At 61.2% G+C, this 14,843-nt stretch carries 14 protein-coding genes; all 14 read left to right on the plus strand.

Going from position 1 to position 14,843, the window contains the following annotated elements; translation table 11 throughout:
* Window positions 1–177: 177 nt before the first annotated feature.
* The 14 genes from IB234_RS18260 to fliI all read left to right on the plus strand — a co-directional run bounded on the left by IB234_RS18260 (window position 178) and on the right by fliI (window position 14,842).
* Window positions 178–1,686 (plus strand): flagellin, encoded by a 1,509-nt coding sequence (locus IB234_RS18260; RefSeq protein ID WP_192320559.1) that lies wholly within the window; start codon window positions 178–180, stop codon window positions 1,684–1,686.
* A gap of 74 nt (window positions 1,687–1,760) precedes the next feature.
* Window positions 1,761–2,144, plus strand: a complete 384-nt coding sequence (locus IB234_RS18265) for a flagellar protein FlaG (RefSeq protein WP_192320561.1) — start codon at window positions 1,761–1,763, stop codon at window positions 2,142–2,144.
* Between the two features lie 76 nt (window positions 2,145–2,220).
* A complete protein-coding gene (gene fliD / locus IB234_RS18270) occupies window positions 2,221–3,711 on the plus strand; it encodes a flagellar filament capping protein FliD (RefSeq protein WP_192320563.1) in 1,491 nt (496 codons plus the stop codon).
* Window positions 3,712–3,714: 3 nt separating this feature from the next.
* A complete protein-coding gene (gene fliS, locus IB234_RS18275; RefSeq protein ID WP_192320565.1) occupies window positions 3,715–4,110 on the plus strand; it encodes a flagellar export chaperone FliS in 396 nt (131 codons plus the stop codon).
* 89 nt (window positions 4,111–4,199) lie between these two features.
* Window positions 4,200–4,580 (plus strand): flagellar export chaperone FliS, encoded by a 381-nt coding sequence (fliS, locus tag IB234_RS18280; RefSeq protein WP_192320567.1) that lies wholly within the window; start codon window positions 4,200–4,202, stop codon window positions 4,578–4,580.
* A gap of 28 nt (window positions 4,581–4,608) precedes the next feature.
* Complete coding sequence (gene fliT, locus IB234_RS18285) at window positions 4,609–4,905, plus strand: flagellar protein FliT (protein ID WP_192320569.1); 297 nt, start codon at window positions 4,609–4,611, stop codon at window positions 4,903–4,905.
* A 184-nt stretch (window positions 4,906–5,089) separates the two neighbouring features.
* Window positions 5,090–6,565 carry a sigma-54 dependent transcriptional regulator gene (locus IB234_RS18290; RefSeq protein WP_192320571.1) on the plus strand — a complete coding sequence of 492 codons (1,476 nt, stop codon included), beginning with the start codon at window positions 5,090–5,092 and terminating at the stop codon, window positions 6,563–6,565.
* Window positions 6,566–6,722: 157 nt separating this feature from the next.
* The gene (locus tag IB234_RS18295) at window positions 6,723–7,937 is read left to right on the plus strand and encodes a sensor histidine kinase (RefSeq protein WP_192320573.1); all 1,215 of its coding nucleotides are present in this window, start codon (window positions 6,723–6,725) and stop codon (window positions 7,935–7,937) included.
* A 3-nt stretch (window positions 7,938–7,940) separates the two neighbouring features.
* Window positions 7,941–9,380 carry a sigma-54-dependent response regulator transcription factor FleR gene (gene fleR / locus IB234_RS18300; protein WP_192320575.1) on the plus strand — a complete coding sequence of 480 codons (1,440 nt, stop codon included), beginning with the start codon at window positions 7,941–7,943 and terminating at the stop codon, window positions 9,378–9,380.
* Between the two features lie 184 nt (window positions 9,381–9,564).
* On the plus strand, window positions 9,565–9,897 hold the full coding sequence (fliE, locus tag IB234_RS18305; protein ID WP_192320577.1) for a flagellar hook-basal body complex protein FliE: 333 nt from the start codon (window positions 9,565–9,567) through the stop codon (window positions 9,895–9,897).
* A 17-nt stretch (window positions 9,898–9,914) separates the two neighbouring features.
* A complete protein-coding gene (gene fliF / locus IB234_RS18310) occupies window positions 9,915–11,702 on the plus strand; it encodes a flagellar basal-body MS-ring/collar protein FliF (protein WP_192320580.1) in 1,788 nt (595 codons plus the stop codon).
* Window positions 11,695–12,711 (plus strand): flagellar motor switch protein FliG, encoded by a 1,017-nt coding sequence (fliG, locus tag IB234_RS18315; protein WP_192320583.1) that lies wholly within the window; start codon window positions 11,695–11,697, stop codon window positions 12,709–12,711. Before fliF ends, fliG begins: the two co-directional genes overlap by 8 nt.
* A 3-nt stretch (window positions 12,712–12,714) precedes the next feature.
* A complete protein-coding gene (fliH, locus tag IB234_RS18320; protein WP_192320585.1) occupies window positions 12,715–13,494 on the plus strand; it encodes a flagellar assembly protein FliH in 780 nt (259 codons plus the stop codon).
* The gene (fliI, locus tag IB234_RS18325) at window positions 13,484–14,842 is read left to right on the plus strand and encodes a flagellar protein export ATPase FliI (RefSeq protein ID WP_192320587.1); all 1,359 of its coding nucleotides are present in this window, start codon (window positions 13,484–13,486) and stop codon (window positions 14,840–14,842) included. The genes fliH and fliI overlap by 11 nt, the downstream gene beginning before the upstream one ends.
* The last annotated feature ends 1 nt before the right edge of the window (window position 14,843 follow it).

The raw sequence follows: 14,843 nt of genomic DNA on the forward strand, positions 1-14,843 counted from the left end.
AGCCGTTGTTAGCACAGGTGGAAAGAAGATTCCCCACAATCTTCGAAAAAAAAACTAAAGCTCCCGCCACCAGCGCCGATACAAACCATGAATGCGATCTCTCTGGGCGTCTGAGCATGCAGGCCCTTAGCTCGCAAGCTCAGACAAACGGTTCTAAGGTCATCTGGAGGCAATACCATGGCCCTTACAGTCAACACTAACGTTGCGTCCCTCAACACCCAACGTAACCTCAACTCTTCGTCCAAGGGCCTGGATACTTCCCTCCAGCGCCTGTCCACCGGCTTCCGCATCAACAGTGCGAAAGACGATGCCGCTGGCCTGCAGATCTCCAACCGTCTGACCAGCCAGATCACCGGTCTGGGTGTTGCTACCCGCAACTCCAACGACGGTATCTCCCTGGCGCAGACCGCTGAAGGTGCACTGCAGCAGTCCACCGGTATCCTGCAGCGTATGCGTGACCTGGCTCTGCAATCGGCCAACGGCTCGAACGGCGCTACTGAACGTGCTGCTCTGCAGTCCGAAGTTTCTCAGCTGCAGCAAGAGCTGAACCGTATTTCCGATACCACCAGCTTCGGTGGCCGCAAGATCCTCGACGGTTCCTTCGGCTCCCAGAGCTTCCAGGTCGGCGCCAACGCCTACGAGACCATCAACGTCTCCATCGGCTCCGCTGCCACCGATCGTATCGGTATCAACCGCGTCACCACTTCCGGTGGTGCAGCTGGCACCATCGCCAGCGGCGCCAGCGGTGCGGCTGCCTACGGTACTTCGGCTTACTCCGATACTTCCTTCAGCATCTCGTCGAAGTTCACTACCGGTGCTTCCGGTGGCGTAGTGAACATCACTGGCCCGGCTAGCGGTGCTGCTGCGAGCGAAATCGCCCGTGCCGTCAATGCCAAGAGCGATGAGACCGGTGTGACCGCCAATGCCCGTACCGTTGCCGAACTCGGCAGCATCTCGGCTAGCGGTACCATCTCCTTCGAACTGTATGGCGCCAACAGCACTACTTCGGATACCGACAAGTCTGTGATCTCCGCTGTGGTCACCGACACCAAGAATCTGGGCGCTCTGGCCGATGCGATCAACAAGGAAACCGGTAAAACTGGTATCTCCGCGATCTCCAAAGGCGACAAGATCGAGCTGGTCAGCTCCCGCGGCGACGCCATCGCCATCAAGAACTACCAGGGCGGCAGCGGTGCTACCGCAAGCCTGCAGACCAAAAACTTTGCTGGTGATGAGAACGTTGGTGCATCCGGCAGCATTACCGCAGGTGGTGGTGCTCGTGCCGATGGTCAGGTACAGCTGGAAGCAGCCGATGCCTTCGAAGTTCGCGGCATGAGTGCCGGTCTGGGCGCCGACAAGTTCAGTACCCTGGATTCGGTGAAGGACATCGACATCAGCACCGCCGGTGGCGCTCAGAAAGCTCTGGGGATCATCAACGGCGCGATCTCCAACATCGACAGTCAGCGTGCTCAGCTCGGTGCCGTGCAGAACCGCTTCGAGAACACCATCTCGAACCTGCAGAACATCGCTGAGAACTCCTCCGCTGCCCGTAGCCGGATTCGTGACACTGACTTCGCTGCCGAGACTTCGGAACTGACCAAGAATCAGATCCTGCAGCAAGCCGGTACCGCGATCCTGGCCCAGGCCAACCAGTTGCCGCAGGCTGTGCTCAGCCTCCTCGGCTAAGGTAAGGGGTATTAGGTAGAATACGGGGGGTAGGCTTGGCCTTCCCCCCGTTTCCTCATTGTGAGGTGAATGTAATGGACGTCAGCTCAATTCAGAATTCGCTCAATCCTGCTGCCGGTGGAACCAAGGTCGAGCGTTCGCCCGCTGGTAGTAACGCGGCGACATCGGCAAACAGCAGCGATGAGCGGGCCAAGGCCCAATCCGCCGAGGCTGAGGGCGCCGACAAGAAGGTGGCTCGCGAAGATGTGGAAGCGGCGGTTGCGACCATCCAGGACTTTGTCCAGTCAGTTCGACGCAACATCAATTTCTCTCTGGAGGAAGGTAGCGGTCGAGTCGTGGTCAAAGTGACTGATGAGGGTTCCGGCGATCTTATTCGCCAAATTCCCTCCGAAGAGGCGCTGCAACTGGCGGAAAATCTTTCGGAAGTCAGGAGTCTGCTGTTCAAGGCCGAAGCCTGATCTGACGACTGGCACAGATTTTGACTGCATAACGGGTTGTGGACGTTATGAAGTCATATTTTTGGCGAGGTGAATCATGGCTGGGATATTGGGTATAGGAAGCAACCTTCCGACCGACACGATCATTAAAGCGCTTGTCGACGCCGAGAAGGCGCCCAAGACCAACCAGCTGGATCGTCTGGAGTCGCAGACCACTGCACGTCTGTCGTCTCTGGGCTCGCTCAAGAACGCACTCAGTGCGTTCAAAACAGCTGTCGATGGCCTCAATAATGCAACGCTGTTTCAGGGGCGCACCGCCTCGAGTTCGAACAGCGGCCTGCTCAAGGTCACTGCCAGTACCACGGCGCCCGCCGGGGTGTACGATGTGCAGGTGAAGCAGCTTGCGACCAGCAGCAAAGTTGCCTTGCAGTCCGTTTCGGGTGGCAATACCGCTACCTTCAATAGCGGAAGCATGAAGATTTCTGCTGGCACCACCAGCATCAACGTGAACGTCGACTCGACCAACAACACGCTTGCCGGCATGCGTGATGCCATCAATGAAGCTGGCGCCACCAGCGGCATCAGCGCCACGATCATTTCCGACTCTTCCGGCTCGCGCCTCGTTCTCAGTTCGACCAAGTCGGGTGAGGGCAACGACATCAAGGTCGAAGCCACAGAAGATGGCCTGACCTCCGGCAGCAACGCGCTGACCACCCAGAACTTCGAACCGACCGACAATCCGAGCTCGCCGGGTACTTTCGTTCCTCCCAGCTCCACCACGGGTGCTGGGGGTGTGATCAACACTGCCAAGTCGGCCAAGCTGACCATCGATGGTTTGGAGCTGGTCCGGGACAGCAACACGGTCACCGATGCCATCGAGGGCGTCACGCTCAACCTGGCTGGAGCCCAGTCCTCGGCGGATCTTACCGACGGCAAGAGCATCACCGTGACAGTCGGAGTAGACAAGGCCGGGGTCAAGAGCAGTGTCCAGAAATTTGTCGACGCCTATAACGCACTGATCAAGACCACCTCCGAGCTGACTGCCGTGGTGGACATGGGCGAGGACAAGAAGCCGGTGGCGGCCAACCTGGTGGGCGACTCGACGATCCGCAATGTAGTGGCGGGTATCCGCAACGAAATGGTCGCCATGACCGGCGACGGCAACATCAAGGCGCTGGCCAACCTCGGCATCAGCACGACTTTCGTTCCGAAGACAACCGGCAGTTCCGGGATCAGCGGGACGCTGGTCATCGACGATGCAAAGCTCACCGCGGCTATCGAAAACAACTTCAGTGAGGTTGCCAGCTATCTCACCGGCGACGATGGGCTGATGGGTCGTTTGAGCAAATCGGTTGATGGCTATATCAAGACCGGTGGCGTGATCCAGCAGCGCGAAGCCGGGCTGCAGAGCACTCATACCAGCATCGACGAGCAGCGCGCAGCCCTTAACCTACGCATCGAGAAGATGCAGACACGTCTGGTGGCCAAATTCACGGCCCTCGATACGCTGGTCACCAGTCTCACCCGAACCAGCGAGGCTTTGGGAACCCAGCTGGCCAGCCTGCCAGGCTTTGTGAAGAAGGATTGATCCATGAGCAAGAAACCCATTGATACCTACAAGAAGGTCAAGACGGCTCAGGATGTCAGTCCCTACCGTGCCGTGCAGATGCTGCTGGATGGCGCCGTAGAACGGGTGCTTCTGGCGCGCCAGGCTCAGCTGGAAGGTGATACCGAGATCCGCGGTCTCGCCGTGGGTAGCACCATCACCATTCTCGGGGTTCTCCAGGCAAGCCTGGACAAGCAACTGGGTGGGGAAATAGCCGAGAACCTCAACGCCCTCTACGACTACATGACGCGCCGACTCGCGGGTGTGGCTCTCGATACCACGCCGCGCAGCCTCGACGAGGTGCACCAGATTCTGACTCAGCTGAAGACCGCGTGGGACGGCATCGGCCCGGAAGTGGAGCCGGCTGTAGCGGCTGAATGAAATGAGCTTTTGCGTTGATTGATCCCTAAAGAAGGGGGCTGGGTTGCCGATACAGTTAATGTGTCCAGGCAATGTTCAGCGGAGTAATCATGAACGCAATGGCGGCCCTCAGGCAGTACCAAACCGTCAACACCCAGTCTCAGATCGGCGATGCCAGCCCGCATCGTTTGATTCAGATGCTCATGGAGGGTGGTCTGTCTCGCTTGGCCCAGGCCAAGGGGGCGATGATGCATGGCCAGCAGGCAGCGAAAGGTGAGCTTATCGGCAAGGCCATTGGTATCATCGGCGGCCTGCGTGAAAGCCTGGATCAGCAGAATGGCGGGGAAATAGCGGCCAACCTTGATCGACTCTATGAGTACATGGTGGCGCGCCTAGTCGAGGCCAACATCGGCAACGACGTCGCGTTGATCGACGAGGTGGCGGGGCTTTTGCGTAATGTGAAATCCGGCTGGGATGCCATTAGCCACTGAGCATCTGCAGTTTTAAAGGGGAAGTATCATGAGTTCATCCGTCCAGCTTCTGGAGACCACCGGCAATGCATTGCGTGACGCGCTTTCCCGTCGCGACTGGGATGCCATTGGTGAGCTGGATGCACAGTGCCGTCAGGCCGTCGATGAAGCCATGGTGGAAGCTGTCCGTGACGAGGAGCTACTGCGTGATCGACTGCAGGCGCTCCTCGACCTCTATCGTGAACTGGTAATCACCTGCCAGGCCGAACAGAACCGCGTTGCCGCTGAGCTGGTGCAGCTCAATCAATCCCAACAGGGCGCCAAGGTTTATCAGTTGTTTAGCTGACAGACCCACATCTTTTTCCCGCACCTGCCAGGCAAATCCGGGCCACCGAAGAAACCTGGAAAAATCTACGCCATAAAATTGACTCTTGCCTGGTTTTTGACTTTACTAGTGGCCAATTGCTGTTGCCGCTTGCCATTTCAACTGGCAACTCCCTCTACCAGCTCGCGAGTTAGACCAGAACAAGATGTGGCGTGAAACCAAAATCCTGTTGATTGACGATAACGCCGAGCGACGCCGCGACCTGGCTGTGATCCTCGGTTTTCTGGGCGAAGACCATCTGGCCTGCGGTAGCCATGATTGGCGCCAGACGGTCGACAAGCTCGAATCCAGTCGCGAAGTGCTCAATGTCCTGCTAGGGGATGTCTCCGCAAAAGGCGGAGCTCTGGAGCTGCTCAAGCAGATCGCCTCCTGGGACGAGAACCTGCCGTTGTTGCTGATCGGCGACCCCGTTCCGGCAGACTGGGCGGAGGATCTTCGCCGCCGGGTCCTGGCCAGCCTGGAAATGCCACCAAGCTACAACAAGCTGCTCGACTCCCTGCATCGTGCCCAGGTCTATCGCGAGATGTACGACCAGGCCCGCGAGCGTGGTCGGCAGCGTGAGCCTAACCTGTTCCGCAGCCTGGTTGGCACCAGCCGTGCGATCCAGCAGGTTCGGCAGATGATGCAGCAGGTGGCGGATACCGAGGCCAGCGTGTTGATACTCGGTGAGTCCGGTACCGGCAAGGAGGTGGTGGCACGCAACCTCCACTATCACTCCAAGCGACGTGACGAGCCTTTCGTTCCGGTCAACTGCGGCGCCATTCCGGCGGAACTCCTCGAAAGCGAGCTGTTCGGTCACGAGAAGGGTGCCTTCACTGGCGCCATCACCAGTCGTGCCGGCCGTTTCGAACTGGCCAATGGCGGTACCCTGTTCCTCGATGAGATCGGCGACATGCCGCTGCCGATGCAGGTCAAGCTGCTGCGTGTCCTGCAGGAGCGCACCTTCGAGCGGGTTGGCAGCAACAAGACCCAGTCGGTGGATGTGCGCATCATCGCCGCCACCCACAAGAATCTGGAGAAGATGATCGAGGAGGGGACGTTCCGAGAGGACCTCTATTACCGCCTCAATGTCTTCCCGATCGAGATGGCTCCGCTCCGTGAGCGTGTGGAAGACATCCCGCTGCTGATGAACGAGCTGATCTCGCGCATGGAGTTCGAGAAGCGTGGATCGATTCGCTTCAACTCCGCCGCCATCATGTCGTTGTGTCGCCATGACTGGCCGGGCAACGTTCGCGAGTTGGCCAACCTGGTGGAGCGCATGGCGATCATGCATCCCTACGGCGTCATCGGCGTCGGTGAGCTGCCCAAGAAGTTCCGCCATGTCGACGACGAAGACGAGCAGCTGGCCATCAGCCTGAGGGAAGAGCTGGACGAGCGTGCCGCAATGAACGGTGGCATGCCGATCATCTCCAATACCGCCATGCTGCCGCCGGAGGGCCTGGATCTTAAGGACTACCTGGGCAATCTGGAGCAGGGATTGATTCAGCAGGCGCTGGATGACGCCGGTGGAGTCGTTGCGCGGGCAGCAGAGCGGTTGCGTATTCGCCGTACAACCCTGGTGGAGAAGATGCGCAAGTACGGCATGAGCCGTCGTGATGAAGAGGGCGTGGACGACGACTGATCGTGTCCAATCCCTGACTGTAGAGCCGGAGCTTTGACGCAAGCTCCGGCTCTATTTTTTAAGTATCTGAAAAATAAGAAATATTTTTTAGGCACGGCTATTGCTAATACTCCGATAAGTGACCGTCTGCTGACGGTTCGCCGATCGAGAGATGATTATGAGCCGAGTTGCCCCCTTACCCGTCGCTACAGAGACTGTCGAACCTCAGGCAGTCGAGCAAACTAGCCGAGCCGATCTGGAGCAGACATTCGCGCTGTTCAACCAGATGTCGTCCCAGTTGAGCAGTTCGTACAACATGCTCGAGGCGCGCGTAAGTGAGCTGAAGGGGCAACTGGCCCTCGTCAGTGCCCAGCGCATGCAGGAGCTGGCCGAACGGGAGCGCCTGGCGTTGCGGCTGCAGAGTCTGTTGGATCTGCTGCCGGGCGGGGTCATCGTAATCGATGGCCAGGGTGTGGTTCGCGAAGCCAACCCCGTCGCCCTCAATCTGCTTGGCCGGCCTCTGGTCGGTATGCTCTGGCGAGAGGTGATCGCGCGCAACTTCGCGCCGCGGGAGGATGACGGCCACGAGATATCGCTCAAGGATGGACGGCGTCTGTCCATCGCAACCCGCTCTCTTCAAGGTGAGCCGGGGCAGCTGGTGCTCCTTACCGATCTGACGGAAACCCGGCGCCTGCAAGATCAGCTCGCTCGCCATGAGCGCCTATCTTCACTGGGGCGAATGGTCGCCTCGCTGGCCCATCAGATCCGCACGCCGCTATCGGCTGCGTTGCTCTATGCCAGCCATCTGTCCGAACAGGATCTGCCTTTCGAACAGCAACAGCGTTTTGCGGGCCGCCTAAAGGAACGCCTGCATGAGCTGGAGCACCAGGTGCGCGACATGCTGGTTTTCGCTCGGGGCGACCTGCCTATGCCCGATCGCATCACGCCCGGTGATTTATTTGATGCGCTGCGGCGTGCTGCCGACCCTCATCTCCTTGGCATGAGCGTGCGCTGGCAGTGTGACGCCCGCGCCGGTGAGCTGCTGTGCAACCGGGACACGCTGGTTGGCTCCGTGCTCAATCTGATCGAAAACGCCATCCAGGCCGGAGGGCGAGAGGCGGGGCTCAAGGTTCATCTCTTTGCCCGTGACAATAGCCTGTGCCTGTGCGTGAGCGACAACGGGCCGGGTATCGACGAGGTGACGTTGGCCCGTCTCGGCGAGCCTTTCTTCACTACCAAGACCACTGGGACCGGCCTGGGCCTGGCTGTTGTCCAGTCGGTGGTACGAGCCCATCAGGGTGATTTGCGGTTGCGTTCCCGTGTCGGTCGCGGTACCTGCGCCACCCTCGTCATGCCGTTGCTGAACGCGGCACAACCGGACATTCAGGAGTAAGCCATGCCTGCCAAGGTTCTGCTGGTCGAAGACGATCGTTCTCTGCGTGAAGCCCTCGCCGATACGCTGTTGCTCGGCGGTCACGATTTCCGTGCGGTGGAGTGCGCCGAGGATGCCATCGAGGCTCTGCGCGAAGAGGCGTTCAGTCTCGTGATCAGCGACGTCAACATGCCGGGCATGGACGGTCATCAACTGCTCGGTGTGATCCGTTCGGGCTACCCGCAATTGCCTGTTCTGCTGATGACGGCCTATGGCGCCGTCGAGCGCGCTGTCGATGCCATCCGGCAGGGAGCTGCTGATTATCTGGTCAAGCCCTTCGAGCCCCGCACCCTGCTGGAGTTGGTCGCTCGCCACGCCCTCGGTCGCCTCGGCGCCAGCGAAAGCGATGGTCCGGTAGCCTGTGAGCCAGCCAGCCGCCAGTTGCTGGAACTGGCGGCGCGCGTTGCGAAGAGCGATTCCACCGTGCTGATCTCCGGTGAGTCCGGTACCGGCAAGGAGGTGCTGGCGCGTTACATCCACCAGCAGTCGAACCGGGATAGCGGTCCATTCATTGCCATCAATTGCGCGGCGATTCCGGACAACATGCTCGAGGCCACCCTGTTCGGCCATGAGAAGGGGGCTTTCACCGGTGCTATTGCTGCCCAGCCGGGCAAATTCGAGCTGGCCGACGGCGGCACCATCCTCCTCGACGAGATTTCCGAGATGCCGCTGGGCCTGCAGGCCAAGCTGTTGCGCGTGCTTCAGGAGCGCGAGGTGGAGCGGGTGGGGGCGCGCAAGCCGATCAGCCTGGACATCCGGGTGCTGGCCACCACCAACCGGGATTTGGCTGGCGAAGTGGCTGCTGGCCGCTTCCGCGAGGATTTGTATTATCGCCTGTCGGTCTTTCCACTGGCCTGGCGTTCCCTGCGCGAGCGCCCCGCCGACATTCTGCCGCTGGCCGAGCGCCTGCTGGCCAAGCACGTCAAAAAAATGAATCAGGCTGTCGTGCAGCTCTCTGTACAGGCTCGTGCCGCGCTGGTGGCGCATGCATGGCCGGGTAATGTTCGTGAGTTGGATAACGCCATCCAGCGCGCGCTGATCTTGCAGCAGGGCGGGCTGATCCAGCCGCATGATCTGTGCTTGACTGCGCCTGTCGGTATGACGCCCATGCCTGCTATGCCGGCGCTGAGTCTGGTTGCAGGCACTCCGGCGGTAGGTGTGCCTGTGGTTGCCAGTCCGTTGGCTGTCGAGGAATCGCATGCTGGCGTAGAAGGAGCTGGCGCCTTGGGTGAAGACCTGCGCCGCCGCGAGTTCCAGATGATCATCGACACCCTGCGTGCAGAGCGCGGTCGGCGCAAGGAGGCCGCTGAGCGGCTGGGCATCAGCCCGCGAACCCTGCGCTACAAGCTGGCCCAGATGCGCGATGCGGGCATGGATGTAGAGGCTTATCTCTACGCCAGCTGATCCCGACGGACGCACCTGAAATAGCATCCTGGCCTGTCTCTGTCTGAGCGGCCGGGTTCTCTGTTGCAAGACCCTCTCTTGGCCCGCCTCGCGCGGGTCTTTCTTTTCCTGGCATCCTTGTTGCAGATACCTCCATAAAGGCCGCGCAGTGTCAAAAAACCGCGGCAGCTGGAGGAAGAAGGTCATGAGCCAGGGTGTCGAATTCAATCGCCTGATGTTGGAAATGCGCTCCATGCAGATGGAGGCCATGGCCAAGCAGAAAGCGGCTGCCGTCAGTGCGCCAGAGCCGGGCGCGCCGAGCTTCTCGGACATGCTGGGTCAGGCCGTCAACAAGGTGAGCGAGACCCAGCAGGTTTCCAGCCAGCTGGCCAGTGCCTTCGAGATGGGGCAGGGCGGTGTCGACATCACCGACGTGATGATCGCCTCGCAGAAGGCCAGCGTTTCCTTCCAGGCCATCACCCAGGTGCGCAACAAGCTGGTCCAGGCTTATCAAGACATCATGCAGATGCCGGTTTAACAGGGCGGATTTGAGACATGGCTGAAGCAGTCGCTGCAAACGTACCCGCCACTACTGGCGCTGACGAACCCAAGAAGCCGTTGCTCGGGCTGACATTCCTGGAGAATCTCTCTGAGATGTCGATGCTGCGGCAGATCGGTCTGCTGGTTGGCCTGGCCGCCAGCGTGGCCATCGGCTTTGCCGTGGTTCTATGGTCGCAGCAGCCGGACTACAAGCCGCTGTTGGGCAATCTGGCCGGCATGGACAGCAACCAGGTCATGGAAGTGCTGAATGCCGCCGACATCGCCTACACCGTCGAGCCGAACTCTGGCGCCCTGCTGGTCAAATCCGAAGAGCTCGGCCGCGCTCGTCTGAAGCTCGCGGCTGCCGGCGTGGCTCCGGCGGACAACAACGTCGGTTTCGAGATCCTCGACAAGGAGCAGAGTCTCGGCACCAGCCAGTTCATGGAGGCCACCCGCTACCGCCGGGGCCTGGAAGGCGAGCTGGCCCGCACCATTTCCAGCCTGAACAATGTCAAGGGCGCCCGTGTGCACCTGGCGATACCGAAGAGCTCGGTATTCGTCCGCGATGAACGCAAACCCACCGCCTCGGTGCTGGTTGAGCTGTATCCGGGGCGTACCCTGGAGCCGAGCCAAGTGATGGCGATCGTCAATCTGGTAGCGACCTCGGTGCCCGAGCTGACCAAGTCCCAGGTCACCGTGGTCGACCAGAAGGGCAACCTGCTGTCCGACCAACAGGAGCTGTCCGAGCTGACCATGGCCGGCAAGCAGTTCGACTACACCCGTCGCATGGAAACGCTGTTCACCCAGCGCGTGCACAACATCCTCCAGCCTGTACTGGGGAACGGTCGCTACAAGGCAGAAGTCTCGGCAGACGTGGACTTCAGTGCGGTGGAGTCGACTTCCGAATCCTTCAACCCGGATCAGCCGGCGCTGCGCAGCGAGCAGCAGGTCAACGAGCAGCGTTCCAGCAGTCTGCCTCCGCAGGGGGTTCCGGGTGCACTGAGCAATCAGCCTCCTGGCGCCGCCAATGCTCCCGAGCAGGCGGCTGCCGCGCCTGCACCGGCCGGCCCGGTGTCGGCGGGGCAACCCCTGGTCGATGCGAATGGCCAGCAGATCATGGACCCGGCGACTGGACAGCCGATGCTGGCGCCGTATCCGGCGGACAAGCGTGAGCAGTCCACCCGCAATTTCGAGCTGGATCGCTCGATCAGCTACACCAAGCAGCAGCAGGGGCGTCTGAAGCGTCTGTCCGTGGCCGTGGTGCTGGATGACAAGGTCAGCATTGGGGCAAACGGCGAGGTGACCCGCAGCCCGTGGGGTGCGGACGATCTGGCCCGCTTCACCCGCCTGGTGCAGGACTCCGTGGGATTCGATGCCAGTCGTGGCGATAGCGTGAGTGTGATCAACGCGCCGTTCAGCAGCGAGCTGGGTGAAGTGGTCGAGCTGCCCTGGTACCAGTCCGAGCTCTTCCTGATGGCGATGAGCGGGCTGAAGCAACTCCTGCCGGCATTGTTGATCTTTACCCTTGTATGGTTCGTGCTGCGTCCGGTGATGAAGAACATCGCCAACCCGTCTCGCCCGAGTGAGGATGGAGACGGTAGCGATGTCGAACTGGGCGATATGGGCGGTCTGGAGGGCGAGCTGTCCTCCGATCGGGTGAGCCTCGGCGGACCGCAGAGCATTCTGCTACCCAGTCCGTCAGAGGGGTATGATGCACAATTGAACGCCATCAAGAGCCTGGTGGCGGAAGATCCGGGCCGTGTGGCCCAGGTAGTCAAAGACTGGATCAATGCCGATGAGTGACAATCGAACCGCCGTCAAGCTGAACAAGGTCGACAAGGCCGCCATCCTTCTGCTTTCGCTCGGCGAGACCGACGCGGCCCAGGTGCTGCGCCATCTCGGGCCGAAGGAAGTGCAGCGTGTTGGCGTGGCCATGGCGGGAATGCGCAATATCCAGCGCGAACAGGTCGAACAGGTGATGGGCGAGTTCGTCGAGATCGTCGGCGACCAGACCAGCCTGGGCGTCGGCTCCGATGCCTACATCCGCAAGATGCTCACCGCTGCACTGGGCGAGGACAAGGCCGGCAACCTGATCGACCGCATCTTGCTCGGTGGCAGTACCAGCGGCCTGGACAGCCTCAAGTGGATGGAGCCGCGCGCCGTGGCGGACGTGATCCGCTACGAGCACCCACAGATTCAGGCCATCGTAGTGGCATATCTCGATCCCGACCAGGCGGGCGAGGTGCTCAGCCATTTCGATCACAAGGTGCGCCTGGACATCATCCTGCGCGTATCGTCGCTCAACACTGTACAGCCGGCCGCGCTCAAGGAGCTCAACCAGATCCTCGAGAAGCAGTTCTCCGGCAGCGCCAATACCTCACGTGCCACCATGGGCGGTGTCAAACGCGCGGCCGACATCATGAACTTCCTCGACAGTTCGGTGGAGGGCCAGCTGATGGACTCCATCCGCGAGGTGGACGAGGACCTGTCCAGCCAGATCGAGGACCTGATGTTCGTCTTCGACAACCTGGCCGATGTGGACGATCGCGGCATCCAGGCGCTGCTGCGTGAGGTATCTTCGGATGTGCTGGTGCTGGCCCTCAAGGGCGCTGACGACGGGATCAAGGAGAAGGTCTTCAAGAATATGTCCAAACGCGCGGCGGAGCTGCTACGCGACGACCTCGAGGCCCGTGGGCCGGTACGTGTCAGCGAAGTGGAGACGGCGCAGAAGGAGATCCTCACCATCGCCCGGCGCATGGCGGAGTCCGGCGAGATTGTCCTTGGCGGTGCCGGCGGCGAGGCGATGATCTAAGCCATGGTGCCGAAGGATGCGTCCAGCGAGCTGATTCGCGCCAAGGATGTGACGGGGTTCGACCGCTGGTCCCTGCCCAGCTTCGACCCCGAGGTCGTGCTTCCGCCCGAGCCCGAGGTCGTACCGCCTCCGCCAGAGGAGCCCGAGCCCGTTCAGGTGGAAGAGGTACCGGTCGAGGAAGTCCAGCCACTGACCCTGGATGAGTTGGAGGCTATTCGCCAGGACGCCTACAACGAGGGCTTCGCTACAGGCGAGAAGGATGGCTTCCACGCCGGACAGCTCAGGGCCAAGCAGGAGGCTGATGCTGCTCTGGCCGATAAGGTCGGGCAGCTCGAGCAGATCATGGGGCACTTGCTCGAGCCCATCGCCAGCCAGGATCAGGAGCTGGAGAAGGCGTTGGTGAGCCTGGTCAGCCAGATGGCTCGCCAGGTGATTCAGCGCGAGCTGGCGACCGACTCCAGTCAGATTCGCAACGTATTGCGGGAGGCGCTGAAGCTACTGCCCATGGGCGCCAGCAACGTGCGTATCCACATCCATCCGCAGGACTTCGAGCTTGTCAAGGCCCTGCGCGAGCGCCACGAAGAAAGCTGGCGCATCCTCGAGGATGATTCCTTGCAGCCTGGCGGCTGTCGGGTCGAAAGCGAGCACAGCCGCATCGATGCCAGCGTAGAGACGCGTATGGCCGCCGCCCTCAAGAAGCTGTTCGAACAGCAGCGTGCACAGGTTGGCAACCCGCCGGAGCCTGATATCCAGGTCGACCTGGAGTCCCCAGATGCGCCTTGAGCGCACCAGCTTTGCCAAGCGTCTGGCCGGCTACGAGGAGGCCATCGAGCTACCTGCTCAGCCGGTGGTGGAGGGGCGTCTGCTGCGCATGGTCGGGCTCACCCTGGAGGCCGAGGGACTGCGCGCGGCGCTGGGCAGCCGTTGCCTTGTGATCAACGACGACAGCTACCACCCGGTGCAGGTCGAGGCTGAGGTGATGGGTTTTTCCAGCGGCAAGATCTACCTGATGCCGGTCGGCAGCCTTGCCGGCATTGCTCCTGGTGCACGTGTGGTGCCGTTGCCGGACACCGGCCGCCTGCCCATGGGCATGTCCATGCTCGGTCGCGTACTGGACGGCGCCGGTCGCGCGCTGGATGGCAAAGGCGGGATGAAGGCCGAGGACTGGGTGCCGATGGACGGCCCGACCATCAACCCACTCAACCGTCATCCGATCAGCGAGCCGCTGGATGTTGGCATCCGCTCCATCAACGGGTTGCTCACTGTCGGCCGCGGTCAGCGCCTTGGCCTGTTCGCCGGTACCGGTGTCGGTAAGTCGGTACTGCTGGGGATGATGACCCGTTTCACCGAGGCCGAGATCATTGTGGTCGGCCTGATCGGCGAGCGGGGGCGCGAAGTCAAGGAGTTCATCGACGAGATCCTCGGCGAGGAAGGCCTCAAGCGCTCCGTGGTAGTCGCCTCGCCAGCGGATGATGCGCCTCTGATGCGCCTGCGTGCTGCCATGTACTGCACGCGCATCGCCGAGTACTTCCGTGACAAGGGCAAGAACGTATTGCTGCTGATGGATTCGTTGACTCGCTTCGCTCAGGCCCAGCGCGAGATCGCCCTGGCCATCGGCGAGCCTCCTGCTACCAAGGGCTATCCGCCGTCGGTGTTTGCCAAGCTGCCGAGGCTGGTGGAGAGGGCCGGCAATGCGGAGGAGGGTGGTGGATCCATTACTGCGTTCTATACGGTGCTCTCCGAAGGCGATGATCAGCAGGACCCGATCGCCGACGCTGCCCGCGGTGTGCTCGACGGTCACTTTGTGCTGTCGCGACGGCTGGCGGAGGAGGGCCACTACCCGGCCATCGATATCGAGGCCTCGATCAGCCGGGTCATGCCCCAGGTGGTCAGCCCAGAGCATCTCAAGCAGGCCCAGCGCTTCAAGCAGCTGTGGTCACGCTACCAGCAGAGCCGCGACCTGATCAGCGTGGGTGCGTACGTCGCCGGCGGCGATGCCGATACCGATCTGGCCATCGCCCGGCAGCCGGCCATGGCCCGCTACCTGCGTCAGAGCCTTGGCGAGTGCGTGCCGATGGCCGAAAGCGTCAACCAGCTGGCGCAGGTCTTCAACCCGCAAGCGCAGGCCTGAT

Origin of the sequence: Pseudomonas sp. PDM16 (genome assembly GCF_014851865.1) — a bacterium.
Lineage (GTDB): Bacteria > Pseudomonadota > Gammaproteobacteria > Pseudomonadales > Pseudomonadaceae > Aquipseudomonas.

Bases quoted from the DNA above. Each gene is read 5' to 3' on its own strand.
- fliH (WP_192320585.1), top strand. From the start codon at position 12,715: ATGGTGCCGAAGGATGCGTCCAGCGAGCTGATTCGCGCCAAGGATGTG.
- fliF (WP_192320580.1), top strand. From the start codon at position 9,915: ATGGCTGAAGCAGTCGCTGCAAACGTACCCGCCACTACTGGCGCTGAC.
- IB234_RS18290 (WP_192320571.1), top strand. From the start codon at position 5,090: ATGTGGCGTGAAACCAAAATCCTGTTGATTGACGATAACGCCGAGCGA.
- fliG (WP_192320583.1), top strand. From the start codon at position 11,695: ATGAGTGACAATCGAACCGCCGTCAAGCTGAACAAGGTCGACAAGGCC.
- fleR (WP_192320575.1), top strand. From the start codon at position 7,941: ATGCCTGCCAAGGTTCTGCTGGTCGAAGACGATCGTTCTCTGCGTGAA.
- IB234_RS18295 (WP_192320573.1), top strand. From the start codon at position 6,723: ATGAGCCGAGTTGCCCCCTTACCCGTCGCTACAGAGACTGTCGAACCT.
- IB234_RS18260 (WP_192320559.1), top strand. From the start codon at position 178: ATGGCCCTTACAGTCAACACTAACGTTGCGTCCCTCAACACCCAACGT.
- fliS (WP_192320565.1), top strand. From the start codon at position 3,715: ATGAGCAAGAAACCCATTGATACCTACAAGAAGGTCAAGACGGCTCAG.
- fliE (WP_192320577.1), top strand. From the start codon at position 9,565: ATGAGCCAGGGTGTCGAATTCAATCGCCTGATGTTGGAAATGCGCTCC.
- fliI (WP_192320587.1), top strand. From the start codon at position 13,484: ATGCGCCTTGAGCGCACCAGCTTTGCCAAGCGTCTGGCCGGCTACGAG.
- IB234_RS18265 (WP_192320561.1), top strand. From the start codon at position 1,761: ATGGACGTCAGCTCAATTCAGAATTCGCTCAATCCTGCTGCCGGTGGA.
- fliD (WP_192320563.1), top strand. From the start codon at position 2,221: ATGGCTGGGATATTGGGTATAGGAAGCAACCTTCCGACCGACACGATC.
- fliS (WP_192320567.1), top strand. From the start codon at position 4,200: ATGAACGCAATGGCGGCCCTCAGGCAGTACCAAACCGTCAACACCCAG.
- fliT (WP_192320569.1), top strand. From the start codon at position 4,609: ATGAGTTCATCCGTCCAGCTTCTGGAGACCACCGGCAATGCATTGCGT.